Here is a 21,439-nt window from a genome sequence, read left to right on the forward strand (position 1 = left end):
ACTCAAAAATAAAAAGTTAAAAAAGGAAACGATTGTTCGTTTCCTTTTTTTTTGATTACAACTAATCGTATCTATTGTTTTTATTAATGGCATAGCTGTTGGCTATACTGAAGGATATAGAGATAAAAAAAATAATTATTAAATAAATATTGAAAAACATGAAAACATTAAAATTAATCGCAGTCGCTATAGTTTTTTTAGTAAGTACTAACGCTATACAAGCACAAGTTTCAGTAAACGTAAACATTGGTAGTCCTCCAGCTTGGGGTCCAGTAGGATATTCTGCAGTAGACTACTATTATTTACCTGATGTTGAAGCCTATTATGATATTAGAAATACTCAATTTATTTATTTTGGTGGAGGACAATGGATACGCTCCAGAAACCTTCCCACTCGATATAGAAACTACAATTTATACAATGGATATAAAGTAGTGCTTAATGATTATCATGGGGCAAGACCTTATAGTAACTTTAAAAATCATAAAGTAAAATATTATAAGGGATACAAAGGAAAACCTCAAAAATCAATTGGATCTTATCGAAATCATAATAGCAAAGCCTACAAAAGCAATGGAAATAAAAGCAATGGTAATAAAGGCAATGGAAATAAAGGTGGAAAAGGAAATAATGGTCATGGAAATGGAAAGCATTAATACGGATCGCTACTATTAGTAAAAGAGAGTTTCAATACAGAAACTCTCTTTTTTTTTGCAGGACTTAAATCCTTAATTAAATGTTAATTTTTTTGTTTTGGCACAGTTGTTGAAAAAGTCTAAAAAGATATATCAAAAACACATTTCTATAAAATTATTTCAGAATTAAATTAAGAAAAGATGAAAGCACTAAAACTAATCGCCTTAGGAATTATCCTATTTGCATCAAGTACAATACACGCACAAGTTTCAGTAAACGTAAATATTGGCAGAGCGCCTTCGTGGGGTCCAGTAGGATATGCTGAAGCAGAATACTATTACCTTCCAGATGTTGAAGCCTACTATGATGTAAGAGCTACACAATTTATTTATTTTGGTAGCGGAAGATGGATACGCTCAAGATACCTTCCTGGTCAATATAGAAATTATGATTTGTACGGTGGTTACAAAGTAGTACTTAATGATTATCATGGTTCTAGACCGTATAACAATTTTAGAAATCATAAAGTAAAATATTATAAAGGATATCATGGTAGAGAACAAAGAAATATAGGATACAACCGTAATCGAAAAGTCTATGTTAATGATCGAAGAAATGATTATCGTAGACAATCTAATGACCACAGGGATAATAGACATTACGGACACGATAGAGGAAAAGGAAATAAGGGTCATGGAAAAGGAAACGATCACGGACGCGGGCATGGAAGAGACAGAGACTAATTCCTAATCTACAGTAGTAAAAAATAAAAAGAGAGAAAACTAGAGTTGGTTTTCTCTCTTTTTTTGTTAAGCCAAATTTATATTTAAAGAATGTAAAAAACATTTCAGGAAAAAACATTTAATACCTACATTTGAAGCTATTGCAAATTAAATTAGAAAAAATGCAAAAAAAACACCTTTTAGCTCTAACAGCATTACTTTTTTGTTGTCATATAACAATAGCACAAAATCCGAAAAAACCCAGTGCTGTTGAAATTTATAATCAAATTCAAAAACTAAATTTCTTAGGTTCTGTATTGTACATAGCCGCTCACCCAGATGATGAAAACACCCGTTTAATCTCTTATTTATCAAATGAGCAAAAGGCCAGAACTGGGTACTTATCTTTGACGCGCGGTGATGGAGGACAGAATTTGATAGGTACACAATTAAGAGAATTATTAGGCGTCATTAGAACCCAAGAACTTATCGAAGCCCGAAAAATTGATGGTGGAGAACAGTTTTTTTCGCGTGCCAATGATTTTGGTTTTTCCAAAAATCCAATAGAAACATTAGAAATTTGGGATAAAGAAAAAGTACTTGCTGATGTAGTTTGGGCCATACGAAAATTTCAACCTGATGTAATTGTAAATCGATTTGATCACAGATCTCCCGGAACTACGCACGGACATCATACAGCCTCTGCAATGTTAAGTGTAGAGAGTTTTGATTTAGCCAATAATCCAACTATTTTTCCTGAACAATTAAAATTTGTGCAGCCTTGGCAAACCAAACGCCAATTTTTTAATACCTCTTGGTGGTTTTATGGAACTATTGAAAAATTTAATTCTGCTAATAAAAGCAACTTAATTGCAATGCAAACTGGCGTTTATTATTCTGATCTTGGAAAGTCCAATCAGGAAATAGCAGCTTTAAGTCGCAGTCGCCATCAATCGCAAGGTTTTGGAAGCACTGGTGCTAGAGGGGAAGAAACAGAATATCTGGAATTTATAAATGGCGATGCTTTACAAGAAAAAAAATCTCTTTTTGAAGGAATTGATACCACTTGGAACCGTGTAAAAGGAGGAAAAGCAATCGGCGTACTATTGAGTGCCATTATAGCTAAATTCGACCATAATAATCCATCGGCTAGTATTCCAAATTTGGCGAAAGCCTATTCTATGATCAAAGATTTGGACGAAAATCAGTGGACACCCATAAAATTATTAGAAGTAAAAGAAATCATAGCGGCCTGTTCCGGTTTATATCTTGAAGCTGTTGCCCAAAATCAGGAAGCTACTCCAGGAAGCACTGTAAAACTGAAGCTCGAAGCTATTAATAGAAGTGCTGCATCTATTGAATTAGTTAGTATCACTACTTTGCCAGAACAGGTAAAAACAACAAAAAATTTAGCCTTAAAAAATAATATTCTAAACAACCTATCCCTAGATTTGAAATTGCCCGAGTCAATTAACTACACACAACCTTATTGGTTAGAAGAAAAGGGAACCGATGGCATGTATGCAGTAAAGCAACAGCAAAATATAGGAATTCCAGATATTATTAGGGAAGCAAAAGTGATATTTAACATTCAAATCAACGGAATAGAAATTCCATTTGAGCGAACCGTAATTTATAAATACAATGATGATGTAAAAGGTGAAGTCTATAATTATCTGGATATTGTTCCTGAAGTAACGACTTCTATTTTAGATAAAGTATTACTTTTTAAAGACACAAAAATTAAATACGTAGGCGTACAAATCAAAGCTGGAAAAGATAATATAAAAGGAAATCTACAATTGGAACTTCCTCAAAACTGGAATGTAACCCCAAAAACTATTCCTTTTAGTATCGATAAAAAAGGAACAGAGGAAATTGTTTATTTTGAAGTAACGGCACCAAATAAGTCTGAAGAGGCTGTTGCCAAAAGTGTAGCGATAATTGGCAACAAACGATTTGACAAAGAACAAGTGATAATTAATTACGATCACATTACCAAGCAACAAGTTTTAAAAGCAGCGGAAGCTAAACTCATCAAAACGGATTTAAAGACAAATAACGAACGAATTGGTTACATTATGGGTGCAGGAGATGAAGTTCCCGGTAGCCTGACTCAAATAGGTTATACCGTTACGTTAATTAAACCCGAAGAAATAACACCTGAAAAATTAGAAAATTTTGATGTGGTAATGACAGGAGTTCGGGCTTACAATACGCTAGCGGCATTAGCGAATAAGCAAACAATACTTTTTGATTTTGTAAAAGGCGGAAAAACGATGCTTGTACAATACAATACTGCGGGCGATCTGGTAACCGAAAATATCGCACCATTTCCATTAAAACTATCTCGCGACCGCGTTACTGAAGAAGATGCAGAAGTCCGATTTTTAGCACCAAACCATCTGGTGTTGAATGTTCCAAACAAAATAACTTCTAAGGATTTTGAGGGATGGAAACAAGAGCAAGGGTTGTATTACCCAAGTGAGTATGATAAAGCCTTTACTCCTATTTTATCTTCAAATGATAAAGGTGAAAGCCCTAAAAACGGTGCTATATTAATTGCTCCTTATGGAAAAGGGTACTATATTTATACGGGACTTAGTTTTTTTAGAGAGTTGCCAGAAGGTGTTACTGGGGCGTATAAATTAATTTCAAATATCATTTCTCTGAAATCATCCGAAACTATTCCTGCCCAAAAAATCAAAAACTAAACCAGTCTCAAATGGAAACAAAAAAAATAAAAACCTGGAAGAAAAACTATACCTGGGTACTCGTGGCCAATGCCATTTATATTTTGATCTTTTGTCTTATTATGAAATTATACTCTTAGATTATGCAATTATTTGATTGGGTTATACTCATTGTTACTCTATTATTTATCGTAATTTATGGTGCATGGAAAACCAAAGGAAGTAAAAATGTAGAAGATTTTATTTTGGGTAATAATGAAACCCCTTGGCATGTTGTGGGTCTTTCTGTAATGGCTACACAAGCCAGTGCGATTACGTTTCTGTCCACACCAGGACAAGCCTACCACGACGGAATGGGTTTTGTACAATTCTATTTTGGACTACCTATTGCGATGGTCGTTATTTGCGTGACTTTTATTCCGTTGTACCATAAATACAAAGTCTATACGGCTTATGAATACTTAGAAAAAAGATTTGATTTAAAAACGCGTTCCCTTGCAGCTATTCTTTTCTTGTTCCAAAGAGGGCTAGGAACGGGATTAACTATTTATGCACCCGCGATTATTTTGTCGGCAATATTGGGTTGGAATCTTACCTACATGAATATTGTTATTGGTGTATTGGTTATCATTTATACCTTTTCTGGAGGAACAAAAGCGGTAAACGTGACTCAAAAACAGCAAATGTTTGTTATTATGTCGGGGATGTTCATCACCTTTTTTCTCATATTACATTATTTGCCTAATGATATGACATTTACAAGCGCATTGCATATTGCTGGTGCAAATGATAAAATGAATATCGTCAACTTTTCTTTTGATCCGGAAGAAAAATATACTTTTTGGAGCGGAATAACAGGAGGTTTTTTCTTGGCATTAGCTTATTTTGGAACCGATCAATCACAAGTTGGACGTTATTTATCAGGAAGATCCGTTCGAGAAAGTCAAATGGGACTGATCATGAATGGTCTTTTAAAAGTACCAATGCAATTCTTCATTTTATTGACCGGAGTTATGGTTTTTGTTTTTTTTCAATTCAATCCTGTCCCGTTGAATTTTAATCCAAACAACAAAGCCATGATTGAAAAATCAGCATACAAAGGCGAGTACAATGCTTTGGAGCAAAAATTAGACGATTTATCCGAAGATAAGAAAGTGATTAACTTGTTGTATATTGATCAACTGAATCAAGATTATGACAATCCAATTCTTCGAAAGGAATTAGTGGCTTTGTCCAATAAAGAAAAAGATTTACGAGATCGAGCTAAAGAAATAATACTGAAAGCCGACAGCAACAGTGAAACGAACGACAAAGATTATGTATTTTTTCACTTTATCCTTAATTATTTACCCAAAGGACTTATTGGTTTATTGTTAGCAGTAATTATTTCAGCAGCCATGTCCTCTACTGCTTCAGGGTTAAATGCATTGGCATCGACTACAGCAATTGATATTTACAAACGCAATGTAAAAGGAGAAAAATCAGAACGTCATTATCTGTATGCTACTAAATTTTTCACTTTATTATGGGGAATTATTGCAATCCTTTTTGCTTGTGTAGGAACACTGTTTGAAAATTTAATTCAATTGGTTAATATCATTGGATCCATATTTTATGGAACCGTATTAGGAATATTTTTAGTTGGTTTTTACATCCATAAAGTCCAATCCAAAGCTATATTTTACAGTGCCGTAATTAGTCAGCTTACTATTTTTATCATTTATTATTATGCTATTTATATCTTCCCGAGTGGTGAAGAAAAATTAGGGTATTTATGGCTTAATTTCATTGGAGCAATGCTGACGATTGTTATTTCTTTATTATTACAATGGACCATTTTTAGAAATCAAAAAGCAGTTATAGCTTAACTAAAAGTAGTTATTTCTTTAAGAAAGTCAACTTTTCGGGTTGAAAAAATAGTCACTGATTCACAGATTATAAAATAAAATCTGTGAATCAGTGCTTTTTTTTAAAGGAATAAATGAGACGAAAAGCAATACTCTAAAAACTAAAGAATAAAATATGTGAATCCGTGGCTATTTTTTATAAGCTAATATGAAAAGTAATGCTACAGCATAAAATCTGTGAATCAGTGGTTAAAAATTTATTTCAAATCCAATACATAAACATCTCATTATAAGATTTCGAAACCTAAATGAAATGCAAAAAAAAATCCCGTCTCGATAATTACCGAGACGGGATTTTACATTAAAATGGAATGAATTAGTTTTTACTCCACTCTGCGATACTATCTTTATTCATCTTTACATAATCTTGATTTTTAGCAATTTCAGCTGCAGCAAGAGATGCTTTAGCCGTTTCGATTGCTCCTTTTTTATCTCCTAATTTGGCTTGAATCAAAGATTTTAATCTGTTGAACCAAAAAGGTTTGTCTTTAGACATATCTAATGCTTTGTTTACATAAACCAATGCTTTTGCATTGTCGCCATTGGATTGAAACAAGAACTGAGCAGCTGAAAAATAATCTCCAGCAGCTGGTCCAGCTAGTACTTTTTCGATGTTAGCAATTGCTTTTTGTTGCGTAGGTACTTCAAATTTCACCGCTGCATACGAGTTTTCCCAATACATTTCTAAAAAGGCAAAATTATTGTCTAAACCACTAATTCCAATTGTGAATGTTTCGATACTTTTGTTTAAAGTTTCCTGTTTTACTGTGGCTCTAAGGGCTACATTTTCTTCTTTCCACTCTTCTGGATTACCCCAGTTATCCGTAGTTTTATAGAAAATTATTTCCCAACTTTCAATTTTCGGAATAGTATACAGCGAATATTTTCCTTTTTTCAATGTTTTACCGCTAATCACTACATCATCACTAAAGGATATTGTTGTATTTTCATTGGCTCCCGTTCTCCATACTTTTTCAAATGGAATCAAATTACCAAATACCGCTCTTCCTCTTGCGCTTGGTCTTGAATAAACAATTTCGACATCAGTCAAACCAACAGCTTGCATAATTGTTGCTTTTGGACTGGATTGAGGTGTTTTCACTTGTGCCTCAATGGTGAAATTTGCTATTATAATAGCAAACACAATAAGTATTTTTTTCATAGTAGTCTGTTTTATATGATTTTCAAATTTACAAATTCAGTTATTCCTAATTGTTAATTATTTCTTAATTTAGCATGTATATTCTGTACCTTATTGAAGCCTAATTCATTGAAATGATTAATTACGACATCGGCTTCTGATAAATTTTGTGCTTCTGAATGAATACTGTTGTATCCTACACAAAAGATTCCTGCTGCTTTCGCCGCTTTTATTCCATTAGTGCTATCTTCAATAACGATACAGTTTTCCTTTGGAGCGATAGATAAACTGGCAGCATGCAGAAAAATTGCAGGATGTGGTTTTGATTTAGGAAAATCTTCCCCGCTTACCACATGCGTAAAATAGTCATGCAACTTAAAGCGGCTAAACACGCGCTCAATTGTCACTTTGGAAGCCGAAGAAGCCAAAATCAACTGTATTCCGTTTTGATGTAAATCTTTAATAAGATTTTCAACACCTTCTAGTAATTCCAAATCGGCTTTACTGTCAAAAGCATCATTGAAAATACTTCGTTTTCTTTGGATCAAATCTTCAACGTCTTGCTCAATTACGAAAACTTCCTTCAATTTCTGAAACGTATTTCGAGTTGAAAACCCAGTAAAAGAGGTGTACATTTCCTTGGTAACAGTAATATTTAATTCTTCAAATTGTTTGAAATAAGCATAACGGTGTACGGGTTCTGTATCAACGATGACACCATCCATATCGAAAATTACGGTTTTTATCATTTTTTTTTGAATTATATTTATAGATAGTAGCTATTTAATTAAGAGGCTTTTAGCCAATACTCACTTAAGTAACAATCGAAGATCACACCATTTTAAATGGCATAAACTCATAATAGATAACCGATAACAAATAACAGATAACCTAAAACCGATAACCAATAACAGATAACAGATAACCAATAACAGATAACCGATAACCGATAACTGATAACCGATAACCGATAACAGATAACCAATAACAGAAAACAGATAACCTAAAACCGCTAACAGAAATCTGATGCTACTTTTTCAATAAATACCGAATCACAGTTTCGGCAGCATACAAGCCAAATAACCCGGGCATGTAACTATTGGTTCCGTAAAAAGATTTTTTAAAATTGGAACCATCGGTCATTTTCAAACTTGATTCATCTTGAATTTCTGATGAAAAAACGACTTTCAGTTTGTCAATTTTAAATTCTTTCAATCGGCGGCGAATAGTTTTAGCAAAGAAGCAATTTACGGTATTCGTAATATCCGTCACCTTCACTTTAGAAGCTTCCATTTTACCACCAGCACCCATACTGCTTATGATTTTGACTCTTTTTCTCTTGGCTGCAATAATCAAATTCAACTTTGGAGTCACACTGTCGATGCAGTCTAAAACATAATCAAATTCTTCTGAAACAATCTCAAAAGCTCGCTCTGGCGAAAGAAACTCTTGTACGCGAGTCAATTTCAATTCGGGATTGATATCCATCAATCGATCCCCAACAACTGTGATTTTTGGTTGCCCCACAGTCGAATGTAAAGCGGGTAATTGTCTATTAATATTGGTAATATCAACTACGTCACCATCAACAATGGTCATCGTTCCCACTCCTGCTCTTGCCAAAAATTCAGCGGCAAACGAACCCACGCCACCCAATCCTACAACTAGTACATTTGCATTTTTTAAATTATCTAAACCTTCTTTTTTGAATAAAAGTTCGGCTCTTTCTGTCCACTCTGCCATCGTTTTTTTGTTTAAAGTTTAAAGTTCTTGAGCAATCTGAAATCAACAATCGTTAATCTACAATCTGAAATCAAAAACTTCATTAAAATTACTATTCACAAGTTCCTGTATTTCTTTGACAGAAACTCCTTTGTATTTTGCTGCCAATTCATAAACAGCTTCAATTCCTTCTTCAACTGTATCTGTTTCCAGAAAAAATCGATTATTGGGGACGCTAGTAAAAACAGCCTCTAATTCCTTATTGAGCAATAAATATTTTCCAAATGAGATATAAAATCCATTGTCCACTAATTGTTTGGCAATTTGTGCATTTTTGGAAAACCCATGAATCAAGATTGGAACTGAAATATTCAATTTTTTCTTTATGATTATCAATTCCTGAAAAGCAGCAACACAATGTATCACAACTGGTTTATTGTACTGTTGTGCCAAAAGCAATTGCTTTTCAAAAACCATTTCTTGCAATTCCATAGGAATTTCGATGCGTTTGTCCAATCCACATTCGCCCACAGCGAGACAACTTGCCTCTTGTAATTTACTTTCGATTATCTCCAAATCAGCTTCCATTCGTTCTTTCTCAATAAACCAAGGATGAATCCCGATGGAATAATACGGAATTCTTGCATCAAATTCCTGTGGATATTGATTTACTAATTCCAATACGTTGGACTGATTGGTGAATTTGTGTGTATGCAAATTAAAGTATTCCATTAGTCGTGAAATTTTTTAACTCCTGCTTTTATTTCGATATCCAAATCGTTTTCTAAAGGAACTTTTGGACAAGAATATTTCGAATTATACGCGCAATACGGATTGTAAGACGTATTAAAATCAATCACAATGGTATCTCCTTTTGGAATTCTTAAATCGATATACTTCCCGCCAATGTAACTTTCATGACCTGAAGTCAAATCAGAAAACGGCAGAAATAAATAGTCTTTGTACTCCTTCTTTTTTGAAAGTTCAATATTTTTATAGACATTCAGTTTAAAATCCCGACCATCAATTGTGAAAAAAAGTTCACCATATTTTACATACAATGGTTTTCTGTCCGTTGATGTTTTCATTTCAAATGGCTTCTCTTTTGGCATCCTGATCAACTTAGCAACTACATGAAAAGTTTCGTTTGCAGGATAAAAATCCAGCGTTTTAAAAATTGCCAAGTCTTCTGCAGTCAGCGGACTTGTCTTTGCATCGGCATATTCTGCATTCAATTCTGTTTGGAATTTTTCCACCGCCGAAACATCAAATTTGTTTTGGCCAAAGCCATAATTTAATTGAACTAAAAACGCAAAAAGTAGCAGATTTTTCATTTGTATGATTTTATGCAAAAATAGTTTAAAAGTTATAAAGCGGCAACGTTTATGTATTGGAATAAATAAGTTTATAAGGCGAATTCCTAGCCCAGATAGTCCCGATGCTTCGGGAGAAATCCTTTTATTTTTTTGCTGCAAAAAAAATAAAAGATTGTAACGAATAGCTGGAAAAAGCTCCTAAAAAACATTGTAAATTTGTAGCTTAGAAATGAACCTTATGCTCAAAACTGCTTTTCAACGTTACATAAATAATTTCAAGGGCTTTACCAGAGAAATTTGGATTCTGACACTCATCACTTTTATCAATCGTGCTGGTACAATGGTTTTACCGTTTTTGTCCAAGTATTTGAAAGAAGATTTGAGCTTTTCCTATGCACAAGTGGGCTGGATTATGGTTGCTTTTGGTTTTGGTTCGATGTTGGGTTCGTGGCTTGGCGGTAAATTATCCGACAAAATAGGTTTTTATAAAATTATGGTTTTCAGTTTATTCACTAGTGGAATTTTACTGTTTTTGGTACAATACATTCGAACGTTTTGGGGATTATGCATTGGAATGTTCGTTATAATGACCGTTGCTGACATGTTTCGTCCCGCAATGTTTGTGTCCTTGGCGACGTACGCTAAACCTGAGAATCGCACCAGAGCGCTGACTCTAGTTAGACTGGCAGTGAATTTAGGTTTTACCGCAGGACCTGCTTTGGGAGGATTAATTATTATGAATTTAGGGTACAGCGGATTATTTTGGGTAGATGGAAGTTCATGTATTATTTCGATATTAATTTTTACGGTATTAGTGAAAGAACGCAAAAAACCAGCCGATTTAGACTCCGCCAATAGCGAAACCGAAATTCCAGCATCTGTTTTTAAAGATAAGATATTCTGGATATTCTTGTTTGTCTGCTTTATAACTGCCATGCTTTTCTTTCAACTTTTCACTACTTTACCGCTTTATCATAATGAAAAATTTGGGTTAACAGAGTTTCAAAGCGGACTTTTACTGTCTTTAAATGGACTGTTGATTTTCTTTCTGGAAATGCCAATTGTTAGTTTTAGCCAAAGAAAAGGCATCGATACACTTAAAATTATTCTTTGGGGTTCCTTCCTGATGTCCGTCAGTTTTTATGTCTTAATGATCAATATGTGGGCAGGAATACTGATTGTGAGTATTATTTTTATCACTTTTGGCGAAATGTTCATCTTTCCTTTCTCCAACTCTTTCGCTTTAAGTCGTGCGCCGAAAGGTCATGAAGGGCGCTATATGGCTTTATTTACAATGAGTTTCAGCTTAGCGCACATTGCGAGTTCTAAAACCGGACTGGAAATTATTGCCACTTTTGGATACCAAGCCAACTGGTTTGTCATGGGAACATTGGGAATACTTTCTGTAACGGGTTGTATCTGGCTGCAAAAATTGGTTCGAAAAGAGCAAAATTAATAGGTTTCCAAAAATTATTTTTCTCTACAGTATTCAGATAATGCATTTGTATATTTTGGAGTTATTTTACGTTTCAAAAACGTGATTTAACACTTCAATTCAGTTCCTTCATCTGTCAGAAACTAAAAAATTAGTTAAATAACTATAAAAACAGTTTGCGAACTAAAAATATAGTTGTACGTTTGATTTAAATAAAAAAATCATGCAAAAACTGACCAATAAAGAAGAGGAAATCATGCACATTTTATGGAAGCTTAAAAAAGCATTTGTAAAAGAAGTATTGGCAGAAATCACAGAGGATCAACCGCATTACAACACACTTTCTACCATTGTGCGTAATCTGGAAGAAAAAGGATTTGTATCCCATAACGCTTTTGGAAACACACACCAATACTATCCAATCGTGAGTTTAGAAGATTACAGAAAACGTTTTATGCACACGGCAATCGATAATTACTTTAATAGTTCTTATAAAAATATGGTATCGCATTTTGCAAAAGAAGAGAAAATTTCGGCTGCGGAATTACGAGAGATTTTAGCCATGATTGAAAATCAAGAAGCAAAATAGTTGTATGTTTATACGTGTCATTTTCTAAAATAATTATTTATGGAATCAGTAGCAATCTACCTAATTAAATCCTGTGGTTTACTTTTATTGTTTTTTATAGCGTATCATTTTCTGTTGCGCAAAGAAACTTTTTTTACTGCAAATCGTTGGTTCCTTTTAGCAGGATTACTAACCGCTACTGTTTTACCATTAGTAGTTTTCACCCAAATAATGTGGGTAGAACCTACACCTGTAAATTATGACTGGTCTTCCTTACCCATAAGAACCGCTACTGAGGAAAATCATACTGAGGAGTATATTTATTTAGGATTGGCTTTGACTTATTCTTTAATCACATTAGGTTTATTAACCAAATTTGGGTTTGATTTTTATAGCCTGCGAAAGATTTTTAAAGGAAAAACAATAGAACGTCAAGCTGATTTTAAGTTTATAGACACGACTGAAAATATTGCTCCTTTTTCCTATTTCAACACAATCGTTTACAATTCTTCATTATACAGTACTGCCGAGCTAGAGAACATTTTAGAACACGAAAAAGTACATTGTGAGCAAAATCATACCGTAGACGTTTTGATTGGAAGATTTTTTTGTGCTATTTTTTGGTTCAATCCATTCATTTGGCTGTACAAAAAAGCTATTCTACAAAACTTAGAATTCATTGCTGACAGCGTAGCCACCAGAAAATTATCTGACAAAAAAGCATATCAACTCACACTTTTAAAAATAACAACACACGAAAATTGTGTTGCCATTACCAATCATTTTTATCAATCATTAATCAAAAAACGAATCGTTATGTTAAACAAAAATCAATCTAGCAAAAGGAATTCTTGGAAATATGCAATAATACTGCCTGCATTAGTTGCTTTTGTATTATTCTTCCAAATTGAAGTAATCGCTCAGCAAAAAGAAAGTCATGTTTCTTTTAAAAGTAGTATTGATAAAGCTGTTCTCGAGGTCAACTCAAATTCAACTGAAGAAGTACTGAATGTGGAGAGCAAACTTTTTAAACAAGAATTCGATCTAGATGTCAATTTTTCCAATATCAAAGTAAATAGTGAGGGCCATATCATTGCCATTAACGTCGTTTTACAAAACAATAAGGGCGCAAAAAAAGTATATTTAGTTGAAGAAGAAAGCCCAATTAAACCATTTGCTATTTTTGTAGAAAAAGAGAAATCAGGTAGCGTTAACTTTGGTTTTCAAGCTAATGCAAAGGAGAATGCACACTTAAGTCAACATTTTAACCATATCAATAAAAGTCAAAATGCATCTGATACAGTGCAACCCCGACACGCAGTTATTTCAGATGTACAACAAGATAAATCATGGAGTTTGAATAGCATGTCCAAAGACGGTAGAGAATACCTAATTGTATTAAATGGCAGAAAACAAGTAAAAGGAATTCCACTTAAAATATCTTTTGACGAAGATTTTGACACTCAAAATATCTTGGATCCAGAAGAGGCAATGCTTAAATATGGTGAATTTGGTAAAGATGGTGTTTGGGAAATTACAACCAAAAAAATAAAGAATCCAAAGAAAGCACTAAGAAAGAAAAATTCAAAAAAACCACTCCTAGTTGTAAACGGTCAAGTAGCCGGCAATCAAACTACAGCCGATAACATTGATCCTAATACCATTGAAGCAGTTAACGTTTTAAAAGAAGAAGAAGCAACAGCAAAATATGGTAAGGCAGCAAAAAATGGTGCAATTGAAATAACCGAAAAGGAAAATAAGGGTTGGGGAATTAGTTTTGGAATCTCTAAGCCAGAGGAAAACATCTCTAGAATTCAAAACAATAAAAATGTAGATTACAAAAAAGCAGTCATCGTTATTAACGGGAAAATTAGTGACTATGAAACTCTAGATAAATTGAAACCTGAAGAAATCGTCTCAGTAGGTGTTCAAAAACCATCCAATGGGCCCGAAAGTACCAAGCAAATTGCGCTAAAAAAATATGGTGAAAAAGCACTAAACGGAGTTGTTGAAATTGAAACTAAAGAATTTCGTAAAAAATAATATCATGCAAAAACTGACCAACAAAGAAGAGGAAATCATGCACATTTTATGGAAGCTTAAAAAAGCATTTGTAAAAGAAATCTTGGCTGAAATCATAAAAGAACAACCGCATTACAACACACTTTCTACTATTGTACGTAATCTGGAAGAAAAAGGTTTTGTATCTCATAATGCTTTTGGAAACACGCACCAATACTATCCTATCGTGAGTTTAGAGGACTATAGAAAACGCTTTATGCACACGGCAATCGATAATTATTTCAATAGTTCCTATAAAAATATGGTGTCTCATTTTGCCAAAGAAGAGAAAATTTCAGCTGCGGAATTACGAGAGATTTTAGCCATGATTGAAAATCAAGAAGCAAAATAGTTGTATGTTTATAAGTGTCATTTTCTAAAATAATTATTTATGGAATCAGTTGCAATCTACCTAATAAAGTCCTGCGGTTTACTTTTTTTGTTTTTTATAGCGTATCATTTTCTGTTGCGCAAAGAAACTTTTTTTACTGCAAATCGTTGGTTCCTTTTAGCAGGATTACTAACCGCTACTGTTTTACCATTAGTAGTTTTCACCCAAATAATGTGGGTAGAACCTACACCTGTAAATTATGACTGGTCTTCCTTACCCATAAGAACCGCTACTGAGGAAAATCATACTGAAGAGTATATATATTTAGGATTGGCTTTGACTTATTCTTTAATCACATTATGTTTATTAACCAAATTTGGGTTTGATTTTTATAGCCTGCGAAAGATTTTTAAAGGAAAAACAATAGAACGTCAAGCTGATTTTAAGTTTATAGACACGACTGAAAATATTGCTCCTTTCTCCTATTTCAACACAATCGTTTACAATTCTTCCTTATACAGCAGTTTTGAATTACAGAATATTTTAGAACATGAGAAGGTGCATAGCGAACAAAATCATACTGTAGATGTGTTGATTTCTAGAATTTTTTGCGTTATTTTTTGGTTCAACCCATTCATTTGGTGGTACAAAAAGGCCATTTTACAAAACTTAGAATTCATTGCTGATAGCGAAGCCACCAGAAAATTATCCGACAAGAAAGCGTATCAACTCACGCTTTTAAAAATAACAACACATGAAAATTGTGTTGCCATTACCAATCATTTTTATCAATCATTAATCAAAAAACGAATCGTTATGTTAAACAAAAATCAATCAAACAAAAGGAATTCTTGGAAGTATGCACTTGTACTTCCTGCCCTATTTGCCTTTATGTTTTTATTCCAAATTGAAACCATTGCACAGGAAAAAAGTTCAGAAAAAATGATAATCGAATCTTCCACAGCAATTGAAAATTCAGTGGATGTGTACAAAATAAATAAAAATACTACAGATGAAGAACTTAAAGAAAAAACTACTGCTTTAAACAAAAACTATGGAATAAAGGCCGTTTTTTCTAGGATAAAAAGAAACTCAAAAAATGAATTAATCGCTATTAAAGTTAATTTACAAAAAGGAGAGGAAAAGAATCAGGAAATGGCAATCAAAGGAACTGAAGCTATCAATACATTTGGAATCATTATTTCTAAAAATGAAAACGGAATCCTTACCATAGATTTCGCTGAAGATGATATTCAATTGAATAAAAAAAGTGTTTTAATTTCTCCTAACGCGCCTTTGTCTACAACCAAAGAAATTTTTATCAATGGGGTAAAAACAACTCAAAACGAGTTAGATAAATTAGATCCAAAAGCTATTAAAACAATGGATGTAAGTAAAAATAAGGATCAATCTATTATTAAAATTACGACAAAAGAGAAAACTGATGAAAATGCTTCTCAATTCACTTTTAAAATTCCATATAGCGACTTAGGCACTGAAAAAATTGATCCAAACAAAATATCTATTCATAAAATAACAAAAGACACTTATACTGTTACACAGGTAACCAAAGAGGTAAATGGTGTTCCGGGAGATGCTGATTATTATATTGATGGAAAAAAAGTAAGCCCTCTCGAAGCTGAAAGTATGAATCCAAATCAAATAACCTCTGTTGATGTCCAAAAGGACGCTGTGTCAAATAAAAATTCCATCCGTATCCTTACTAAAAACTATGTTGCTAGTAAAGGCAATATGCAACAACCACCAACGCCTCCTACTCCACCAACACCTCCTACTTTTAACTTTAAAACTCCCAAAGCACTTAATTTTCCAAAAGCACCTTTAGCGCCAAAAGGTTCTCCGGTAAATGGTGATAAAAAAGCGTGGGCAGCGTTTGACAAAAAAATGGAAGAATTTAATGCAAAAATGGAAGCAATGGCACCTCAAATAGCCGATTTCGAAAAGAAAATGGATGAATTTGATCAACAAATGAAGCCTTTTAATGCCAAAATGGAAATTTTCGAAAAGAAAATGAAAGTCTACGAGAAGCAAATGGAAGACTATCAAGCCAAACAAAAAGAAAATAAATAGTAAGTGTTAAAAAAGACGGTTTCAATCAAAACCGTCTTTTTTTATATCTTTGTACAAAATAAACCTTATGTACAAAATCCTAGCAAAAATCAACAAAGTCATATTACCTAGTTTTACCAAGCAGCGTCTGGATTTGGTCAAAGCCAAGAAATGGCAGATGGCAATTATTGGTTTTAGATATTACCTAACCACACGTGCATTAGATTAATAAGTAATTGCGGCAAAAATTTCATTGCCTTTGATTTTTGCCCTTCCATTTAAGAAAGCTAATTCCATCAGGAAATTGCATTGCACGATTTCTCCACCCAATCGTTCCACCAATTCGCAAACTGCTTCCGCCGTTCCTCCTGTTGCCAAAACATCATCGTGAATCAGAATTCGGTCTCCTTTTTGAATCGCATCAGTGTGAATTTCTAACGTATCGGTTCCGTATTCTAAATCATACGTTGCCGAAATAGTTTCATAGGGCAGCTTGTGTGGTTTTCGAACTGGAATAAAACCTACATTTAATTCTTGAGCGAGCAGCATTCCGAAGAAAAAACCGCGACTCTCCACCCCTATTACCTTATCAATTTTTTTATCTTTAAGCGATAAAACCAATATTTCAAGACATTTTTTCCTTGCAACAGGGTCAATTAACAAGGGAGTGATGTCTTTAAACAAAATCCCTTCCTTAGGAAAACCCTGAATATCACGGATATACTTTTCTAATGACATTTTTTTTTATTTTTTTACAATTTTACAGTTGCAAATTACACATTTATCCCTATATTTGCACCCGCAATCAGGTTATTATAACGATTTGCAAAAGGCCTTGTGGCGCAACTGAATAGCGCACTTGATTACGGCTCAAGAGGTTACTGGTTTGAATCCAGTCAAGGTCACAAAACCCCAACAGATGTTGGGGTTTTTTTATGGATAAAACTTGCAAATCAGCTGTTTTAAAATGGATCAAGTTTCTAAAAATCCAGCACAATCCTGCTAAAGCAATCTTGTTTTTCTTTTAAGTTACGTTAATCGTATCTAGTTCAATTTGCAGAACGATATTCCATCTTTATTATAGTTTTACTAGTAAAAAAAATTGCTATCTCCGCACTCCTCAACATTAGAATTGTATTTCAACACCTCATTAAAAATAAATAAAATATCACTAAAAGTGGGTATTGTTAATTTATTGTAATCGATGTTTATTTACATTCGATAGCCTAGAAGTAGAATTGATGATAAAAAAACTTAATAAATATTTTTTTTCACATAATGAGGAATACCGTAAAATATAAAGTTTGAATATTATTAGGTTTGCTTAGAGTTTTTGGATAAGTAACATTACAACGGTGCATTATGAAAAAAATACTTTTTTTACTACTTTTTACTTTAGTAGCTAATTCGGTTTATATCCAATACAGTTCCAGTTAATTTACTGAAAAAACGATTTACTAAATAATCTTATATATGTTCACACGTATTTTTTCACTTGACGGCAGAATTCGAAGACTAGAATATGGAATAAGTCTCATATTGTTTTACATTATTTATACTGTAATACTACTTTTATCTAAAGAATTTAGATTATTAAGCGTTTTAATAATCCCTTTATTTTGGCTATTATTAGCGCAAGGTGCAAAAAGATGCCATGATATGGGAAATAATGGTTGGTGGCAAATAATTCCATTATATGGTTTATGGATGCTTTTTGATGAGGGTCAAAATTATTCAAATGACTATGGTGTAAATCCAAAAGCACAAACCAAATTACAAAATGCTACAGCTAGTCCCGAAGTAAAAGAAACAGTAATTAGAAGAGTGGTACATGATAACTTCCTTGTAGTTGATAACACTACTACCTTAGAAGTTAGAAATGTTAACTACAGCAATTTACAGGAAGTATTACGACAATTACGAAGTTTAAATTTCGTGAAAAGTTTAAATTATGAAATTCTTGACTCGACAGCTAGCATAACTGTAAAGCACGATGATACTAGCCAATATCTTTTGGATGAATTTATAAAAATAGCTGATGGCATCAATGTACTTGAAGTTACTCAGGGTAATATAATTATTAAAATTAAATAGCTAAAATGCATAAAATTCTCTTTCCCCTAATCTTATTCTTTTGTCTTCTGCTTACGAGTTGTGGAAGTGATTATAGCACTTTTGAAGATAATGCTCAAGAATACTCCAAAAGTGATTCCAAAATAACGCCCTTAGAAATTAATAATTTAATTGTAGAAATTAAACTATTTGAAACGGATAGAAAATTCAAAAAGTTTTTTACTAATGCTAGTTTTGATAAAACCAAACTGATCACATTTTTAGAAAAAAAAGGTTATAAAGTAGAAGATCAAAGTCCATCTGGACCACCAAAAAATTATTTTATAAATATTTATATTGAAAATTCCGGTAGTATGAATGGGTATGTGAATGGGAATACCCAATTCAAAGGAGCTATTCGTGATTTATTAGTGATGTTGAAATATTATTACGGTGAAAAAAATATAAATATCCATTTTATCAATTCTGATATTTATCCTACCCAAATACATGGAGATATCGTTACATTTTCAAAAACCTTAAACACAAAGACTTTTAAAATTGGTGATACAGATAATAGTAACCTCAATAATATCTTCAATCAGATTTTGAATAAAACAGCTAAAGACACCATGTCAATTCTTTTATCTGATTGTATTTACTCAATCAAAGGAAGTAAGACAGGAGATTTATTAAGTGACCAAAAAAGCCTGACCAAAGATGCTTTTTTAACAAAATTCAAAAGCAAGGAAAGGCTAGCAACTTCTATTGTCAAACTGACCTCCGAGTTTAACGGGACTTATTATGATAAAGACAATAAAAAAACGCAAATATCCGGTCAACTGAGACCCTATTACATTACCATAATGGCCACTGATAAAGCAATGACTAACTTTAATGAAAACATTAAATTGGTTAAGGGAAAAGTGGAAGGATTTGAGAATAAATACAATTTAACTTTAAATAATTATTCTCAAGGAATTTATTTTTCTGTTATCAATACAAACGAAGATTCTGGTAGATTCAAACCCGACAGAGGTTTTTCAGATAATGGTGCTATAAAGGGAATTGAAGATATATCGATTAATGATAGAAATTCCTCTAACTTAATATTCGCTGTGGCTGTAGACATGAGCTCTATCCCAGTTGAAGATAGTTATATCCTAGATAAAAGAAATTACTCCATTAAAGATGCTAATTATAAAATTAAAGGAATGTATCCCTTTACGGAGAAAAACATAAAACCAAATTCAGTTAATATGTTGGCTAAGACAAATGCGAAACCAACGCATTACATTGTTTTTGAATCTACAACACCAAACTTTACTAACCTGACTTTTACGTTAAAAAAACAGATCCCTAAATGGGTGTATGAAACGAATACTAATGATGACAGTAACGTAAGCCAAAACAGTAATAATACATTTGGAATAAAGTATCTCATCGAAGGAATCAATGAAGCTTATGAAACCGAATCCAAAAACAATGACTATTTAGAATTAACAATAAATATTAAAAAATAACTATATGAATGATTTTTTTGCAATTTTATATGAAGGAACTTTTCTTGGAGACCTATTTTATTTAGACGGATTCTCTAATGATTTGTTCGAAGCTAATGCATATATGAGTATTGGCCTCATAATGCTTATAAGTTCTGCAATTCTAGAATTAATCTATTACTATTTCATTTCAAACTACGGCGGTTTTTATAAAAAAAGATTTTGGTTGATCTGGATACTAGTCATTGGAATAATAAATTTTGCTACGGCCTACTACCAAAGTACAGTAGCAATTGAAGACTTTTATTCCACATCAACAGAGGGAAGCCCCTATTCGTTTACGGAACATTTTACTTTTTCAATGGTAAATGTGCTTTGGGCAATAATTTTTTCTTTTCTGTTTTCAATAGTATTAAAAATTAAAAGTGTTCGAGCAAGTAAAACACCTTTCTAAAAAAATTAAAATCATGGCTAAATTATATGTGTTTGGAATTGGCGGTACCGGTTCAAGAGTAATAAAATCGCTTGCGATGCTTTTGGCATCAGGTGTAGACATCAATAAATATGAAGTTGTACCTATTATAATCGATCCTGACGAGGCTAATGGAGATGTTAGCCGCACCATTGATATATTAAAAAATTATCAACAAATCCATCTGAAATTAAGTTTTACCGATGCTGATAAAAATCAATTTTTCAAAACAAAAATATCAAATATCACACAAAATTTCAGATTGGTTTTAAGTGATATAAAAAACGAAAAGTTTAAAGATTATATCCAATATAGTGGTTTGGATGAAAACAATAAAGCCTTAATCAATTTATTGTTTTCAGAAGACAATCTAAATGCAGATATGGAAGTAGGTTTTAAAGGAAACCCTAATATTGGGAGTGTAGTTTTAAATCAATTCAAACAATCAGAAGATTTTAAAAATTTCGCATCTACTTTTAGTCAGGAAGATCGAATTTTTATTATTAGTTCCATTTTTGGCGGAACTGGTGCCGCTGGATTCCCACTATTGGTAAAAAACATTCGTAATGCGGATCATAATTTATCAACATGGAAATACCTTCAGGATGCCCCTATTGGAGCCGTTACTATGCTACCCTATTTTGGTGTCGCTCCAGATGATGAAAGTAAAATTGACAAGTCTACTTTTATCTCAAAAACAAAAGCAGCATTATCGTATTATGAAATATCCATGATTTAGCAAACGCAAACACCGATGAGTTTTTCGTAACTTAGATGTCCTAAAAAACGACATTATGAAAACAGTTGAATT

At 32.9% G+C, this 21,439-nt stretch carries 20 protein-coding genes and 1 tRNA gene; 15 read left to right on the top strand and 6 right to left on the bottom strand.

Annotated features, from left to right (window positions below):
• Positions 1-158: 158 nt before the first annotated feature.
• The 4 genes from IWX83_RS11995 (at position 159) to IWX83_RS12010 (ending at position 5,919) form a co-directional block, all read left to right on the top strand.
• Positions 159-656, top strand: a complete 498-nt coding sequence (locus IWX83_RS11995) for a hypothetical protein (protein ID WP_196829917.1) — start codon at positions 159-161, stop codon at positions 654-656.
• A 180-nt stretch (positions 657-836) separates the two neighbouring features.
• On the top strand, positions 837-1,379 hold the full coding sequence (locus IWX83_RS12000) for a hypothetical protein (protein ID WP_196829919.1): 543 nt from the start codon (positions 837-839) through the stop codon (positions 1,377-1,379).
• A 161-nt stretch (positions 1,380-1,540) separates the two neighbouring features.
• Positions 1,541-4,072, top strand: a complete 2,532-nt coding sequence (locus IWX83_RS12005; RefSeq protein ID WP_196829920.1) for a PIG-L family deacetylase — start codon at positions 1,541-1,543, stop codon at positions 4,070-4,072.
• Positions 4,073-4,194: 122 nt separating this feature from the next.
• Positions 4,195-5,919 carry a sodium:solute symporter gene (locus IWX83_RS12010; RefSeq protein WP_196829922.1) on the top strand — a complete coding sequence of 575 codons (1,725 nt, stop codon included), beginning with the start codon at positions 4,195-4,197 and terminating at the stop codon, positions 5,917-5,919.
• A gap of 355 nt (positions 5,920-6,274) precedes the next feature.
• On the opposite strand, the gene IWX83_RS12015 is transcribed toward IWX83_RS12010, so the two are convergent.
• From IWX83_RS12015 to IWX83_RS12035, 5 genes are all read right to left on the bottom strand, one after another.
• Entirely contained in the window at positions 6,275-7,120 is an 846-nt protein-coding gene (locus IWX83_RS12015) for a DUF2911 domain-containing protein (protein WP_196829924.1), read from the bottom strand.
• 53 nt (positions 7,121-7,173) lie between these two features.
• Positions 7,174-7,848, bottom strand: a complete 675-nt coding sequence (locus IWX83_RS12020; protein ID WP_196829926.1) for an HAD family phosphatase — start codon at positions 7,846-7,848, stop codon at positions 7,174-7,176.
• Positions 7,849-8,128: 280 nt separating this feature from the next.
• A complete protein-coding gene (locus tag IWX83_RS12025) occupies positions 8,129-8,842 on the bottom strand; it encodes a ThiF family adenylyltransferase (protein WP_196829928.1) in 714 nt (237 codons plus the stop codon).
• A gap of 57 nt (positions 8,843-8,899) precedes the next feature.
• Positions 8,900-9,553, bottom strand: coding sequence for a TatD family hydrolase (locus IWX83_RS12030; RefSeq protein WP_196829930.1), 654 nt, complete (start codon positions 9,551-9,553; stop codon positions 8,900-8,902).
• On the bottom strand, positions 9,553-10,155 hold the full coding sequence (locus IWX83_RS12035) for a DUF1684 domain-containing protein (protein ID WP_196829932.1): 603 nt from the start codon (positions 10,153-10,155) through the stop codon (positions 9,553-9,555). The genes IWX83_RS12030 and IWX83_RS12035 overlap by 1 nt, the downstream gene beginning before the upstream one ends.
• 220 nt (positions 10,156-10,375) lie before the next feature.
• On the opposite strand from IWX83_RS12035, the gene IWX83_RS12040 reads away from it, so the two are divergent.
• The 6 genes from IWX83_RS12040 (at position 10,376) to IWX83_RS17260 (ending at position 16,831) form a co-directional block, all read left to right on the top strand.
• On the top strand, positions 10,376-11,593 hold the full coding sequence (locus IWX83_RS12040; RefSeq protein ID WP_196829934.1) for an MFS transporter: 1,218 nt from the start codon (positions 10,376-10,378) through the stop codon (positions 11,591-11,593).
• A 202-nt stretch (positions 11,594-11,795) separates the two neighbouring features.
• Positions 11,796-12,161, top strand: a complete 366-nt coding sequence (locus IWX83_RS12045; protein ID WP_073355440.1) for a BlaI/MecI/CopY family transcriptional regulator — start codon at positions 11,796-11,798, stop codon at positions 12,159-12,161.
• A 39-nt stretch (positions 12,162-12,200) separates the two neighbouring features.
• The gene (locus IWX83_RS12050; RefSeq protein WP_196829935.1) at positions 12,201-14,183 is read left to right on the top strand and encodes a M56 family metallopeptidase; all 1,983 of its coding nucleotides are present in this window, start codon (positions 12,201-12,203) and stop codon (positions 14,181-14,183) included.
• Positions 14,184-14,187: 4 nt separating this feature from the next.
• Positions 14,188-14,553: a BlaI/MecI/CopY family transcriptional regulator gene (locus IWX83_RS12055; protein WP_196829937.1), complete on the top strand. Its 366-nt coding sequence runs from the start codon at positions 14,188-14,190 to the stop codon at positions 14,551-14,553.
• 39 nt (positions 14,554-14,592) lie between these two features.
• Positions 14,593-16,623: a M56 family metallopeptidase gene (locus IWX83_RS12060; protein WP_196829939.1), complete on the top strand. Its 2,031-nt coding sequence runs from the start codon at positions 14,593-14,595 to the stop codon at positions 16,621-16,623.
• Between the two features lie 67 nt (positions 16,624-16,690).
• Positions 16,691-16,831 carry an SsrA-binding protein gene (locus tag IWX83_RS17260; RefSeq protein ID WP_231379978.1) on the top strand — a complete coding sequence of 47 codons (141 nt, stop codon included), beginning with the start codon at positions 16,691-16,693 and terminating at the stop codon, positions 16,829-16,831.
• Here the strand turns inward: IWX83_RS17260 and IWX83_RS12065 are convergent.
• Complete coding sequence (locus tag IWX83_RS12065; RefSeq protein ID WP_196829941.1) at positions 16,828-17,340, bottom strand: adenine phosphoribosyltransferase; 513 nt, start codon at positions 17,338-17,340, stop codon at positions 16,828-16,830. The genes IWX83_RS17260 and IWX83_RS12065 overlap by 4 nt on opposite strands.
• 93 nt (positions 17,341-17,433) lie before the next feature.
• On the opposite strand from IWX83_RS12065, the gene IWX83_RS12070 reads away from it, so the two are divergent.
• The 5 genes from IWX83_RS12070 to IWX83_RS12090 all read left to right on the top strand — a co-directional run bounded on the left by IWX83_RS12070 (position 17,434) and on the right by IWX83_RS12090 (position 21,367).
• Positions 17,434-17,507 (top strand) — tRNA-Arg (locus IWX83_RS12070).
• A 568-nt stretch (positions 17,508-18,075) separates the two neighbouring features.
• Entirely contained in the window at positions 18,076-18,696 is a 621-nt protein-coding gene (locus tag IWX83_RS12075; RefSeq protein ID WP_196829942.1) for a DUF805 domain-containing protein, read from the top strand.
• Between the two features lie 5 nt (positions 18,697-18,701).
• On the top strand, positions 18,702-20,177 hold the full coding sequence (locus tag IWX83_RS12080; RefSeq protein WP_196829944.1) for a hypothetical protein: 1,476 nt from the start codon (positions 18,702-18,704) through the stop codon (positions 20,175-20,177).
• A 4-nt stretch (positions 20,178-20,181) separates the two neighbouring features.
• The gene (locus tag IWX83_RS12085; protein ID WP_196829946.1) at positions 20,182-20,610 is read left to right on the top strand and encodes a hypothetical protein; all 429 of its coding nucleotides are present in this window, start codon (positions 20,182-20,184) and stop codon (positions 20,608-20,610) included.
• Between the two features lie 13 nt (positions 20,611-20,623).
• On the top strand, positions 20,624-21,367 hold the full coding sequence (locus tag IWX83_RS12090) for a hypothetical protein (protein WP_196829948.1): 744 nt from the start codon (positions 20,624-20,626) through the stop codon (positions 21,365-21,367).
• Positions 21,368-21,439: the final 72 nt, after the last annotated feature.

The organism is Flavobacterium sp. CG_9.1, from assembly GCF_015751645.1.
Lineage (GTDB): Bacteria > Bacteroidota > Bacteroidia > Flavobacteriales > Flavobacteriaceae > Flavobacterium > Flavobacterium xanthum.

Excerpts from the sequence above, each read along its gene's own strand:
- IWX83_RS12000 (WP_196829919.1), top strand. The coding sequence starts at position 837 with ATGAAAGCACTAAAACTAATCGCCTTAGGAATTATCCTATTTGCATCA.
- IWX83_RS11995 (WP_196829917.1), top strand. The coding sequence starts at position 159 with ATGAAAACATTAAAATTAATCGCAGTCGCTATAGTTTTTTTAGTAAGT.
- IWX83_RS12040 (WP_196829934.1), top strand. The coding sequence starts at position 10,376 with ATGCTCAAAACTGCTTTTCAACGTTACATAAATAATTTCAAGGGCTTT.
- IWX83_RS12005 (WP_196829920.1), top strand. The coding sequence starts at position 1,541 with ATGCAAAAAAAACACCTTTTAGCTCTAACAGCATTACTTTTTTGTTGT.
- IWX83_RS12010 (WP_196829922.1), top strand. The coding sequence starts at position 4,195 with ATGCAATTATTTGATTGGGTTATACTCATTGTTACTCTATTATTTATC.
- IWX83_RS12065 (WP_196829941.1), bottom strand. The coding sequence starts at position 17,340 with ATGTCATTAGAAAAGTATATCCGTGATATTCAGGGTTTTCCTAAGGAA.
- IWX83_RS12030 (WP_196829930.1), bottom strand. The coding sequence starts at position 9,553 with ATGGAATACTTTAATTTGCATACACACAAATTCACCAATCAGTCCAAC.
- IWX83_RS12035 (WP_196829932.1), bottom strand. The coding sequence starts at position 10,155 with ATGAAAAATCTGCTACTTTTTGCGTTTTTAGTTCAATTAAATTATGGC.
- IWX83_RS12080 (WP_196829944.1), top strand. The coding sequence starts at position 18,702 with ATGCATAAAATTCTCTTTCCCCTAATCTTATTCTTTTGTCTTCTGCTT.
- IWX83_RS12085 (WP_196829946.1), top strand. The coding sequence starts at position 20,182 with ATGAATGATTTTTTTGCAATTTTATATGAAGGAACTTTTCTTGGAGAC.
- IWX83_RS12060 (WP_196829939.1), top strand. The coding sequence starts at position 14,593 with ATGGAATCAGTTGCAATCTACCTAATAAAGTCCTGCGGTTTACTTTTT.
- IWX83_RS12045 (WP_073355440.1), top strand. The coding sequence starts at position 11,796 with ATGCAAAAACTGACCAATAAAGAAGAGGAAATCATGCACATTTTATGG.
- IWX83_RS12020 (WP_196829926.1), bottom strand. The coding sequence starts at position 7,848 with ATGATAAAAACCGTAATTTTCGATATGGATGGTGTCATCGTTGATACA.
- IWX83_RS12025 (WP_196829928.1), bottom strand. The coding sequence starts at position 8,842 with ATGGCAGAGTGGACAGAAAGAGCCGAACTTTTATTCAAAAAAGAAGGT.
- IWX83_RS12090 (WP_196829948.1), top strand. The coding sequence starts at position 20,624 with ATGGCTAAATTATATGTGTTTGGAATTGGCGGTACCGGTTCAAGAGTA.
- IWX83_RS12055 (WP_196829937.1), top strand. The coding sequence starts at position 14,188 with ATGCAAAAACTGACCAACAAAGAAGAGGAAATCATGCACATTTTATGG.
- IWX83_RS12015 (WP_196829924.1), bottom strand. The coding sequence starts at position 7,120 with ATGAAAAAAATACTTATTGTGTTTGCTATTATAATAGCAAATTTCACC.
- IWX83_RS17260 (WP_231379978.1), top strand. The coding sequence starts at position 16,691 with ATGTACAAAATCCTAGCAAAAATCAACAAAGTCATATTACCTAGTTTT.
- IWX83_RS12075 (WP_196829942.1), top strand. The coding sequence starts at position 18,076 with ATGTTCACACGTATTTTTTCACTTGACGGCAGAATTCGAAGACTAGAA.
- IWX83_RS12050 (WP_196829935.1), top strand. The coding sequence starts at position 12,201 with ATGGAATCAGTAGCAATCTACCTAATTAAATCCTGTGGTTTACTTTTA.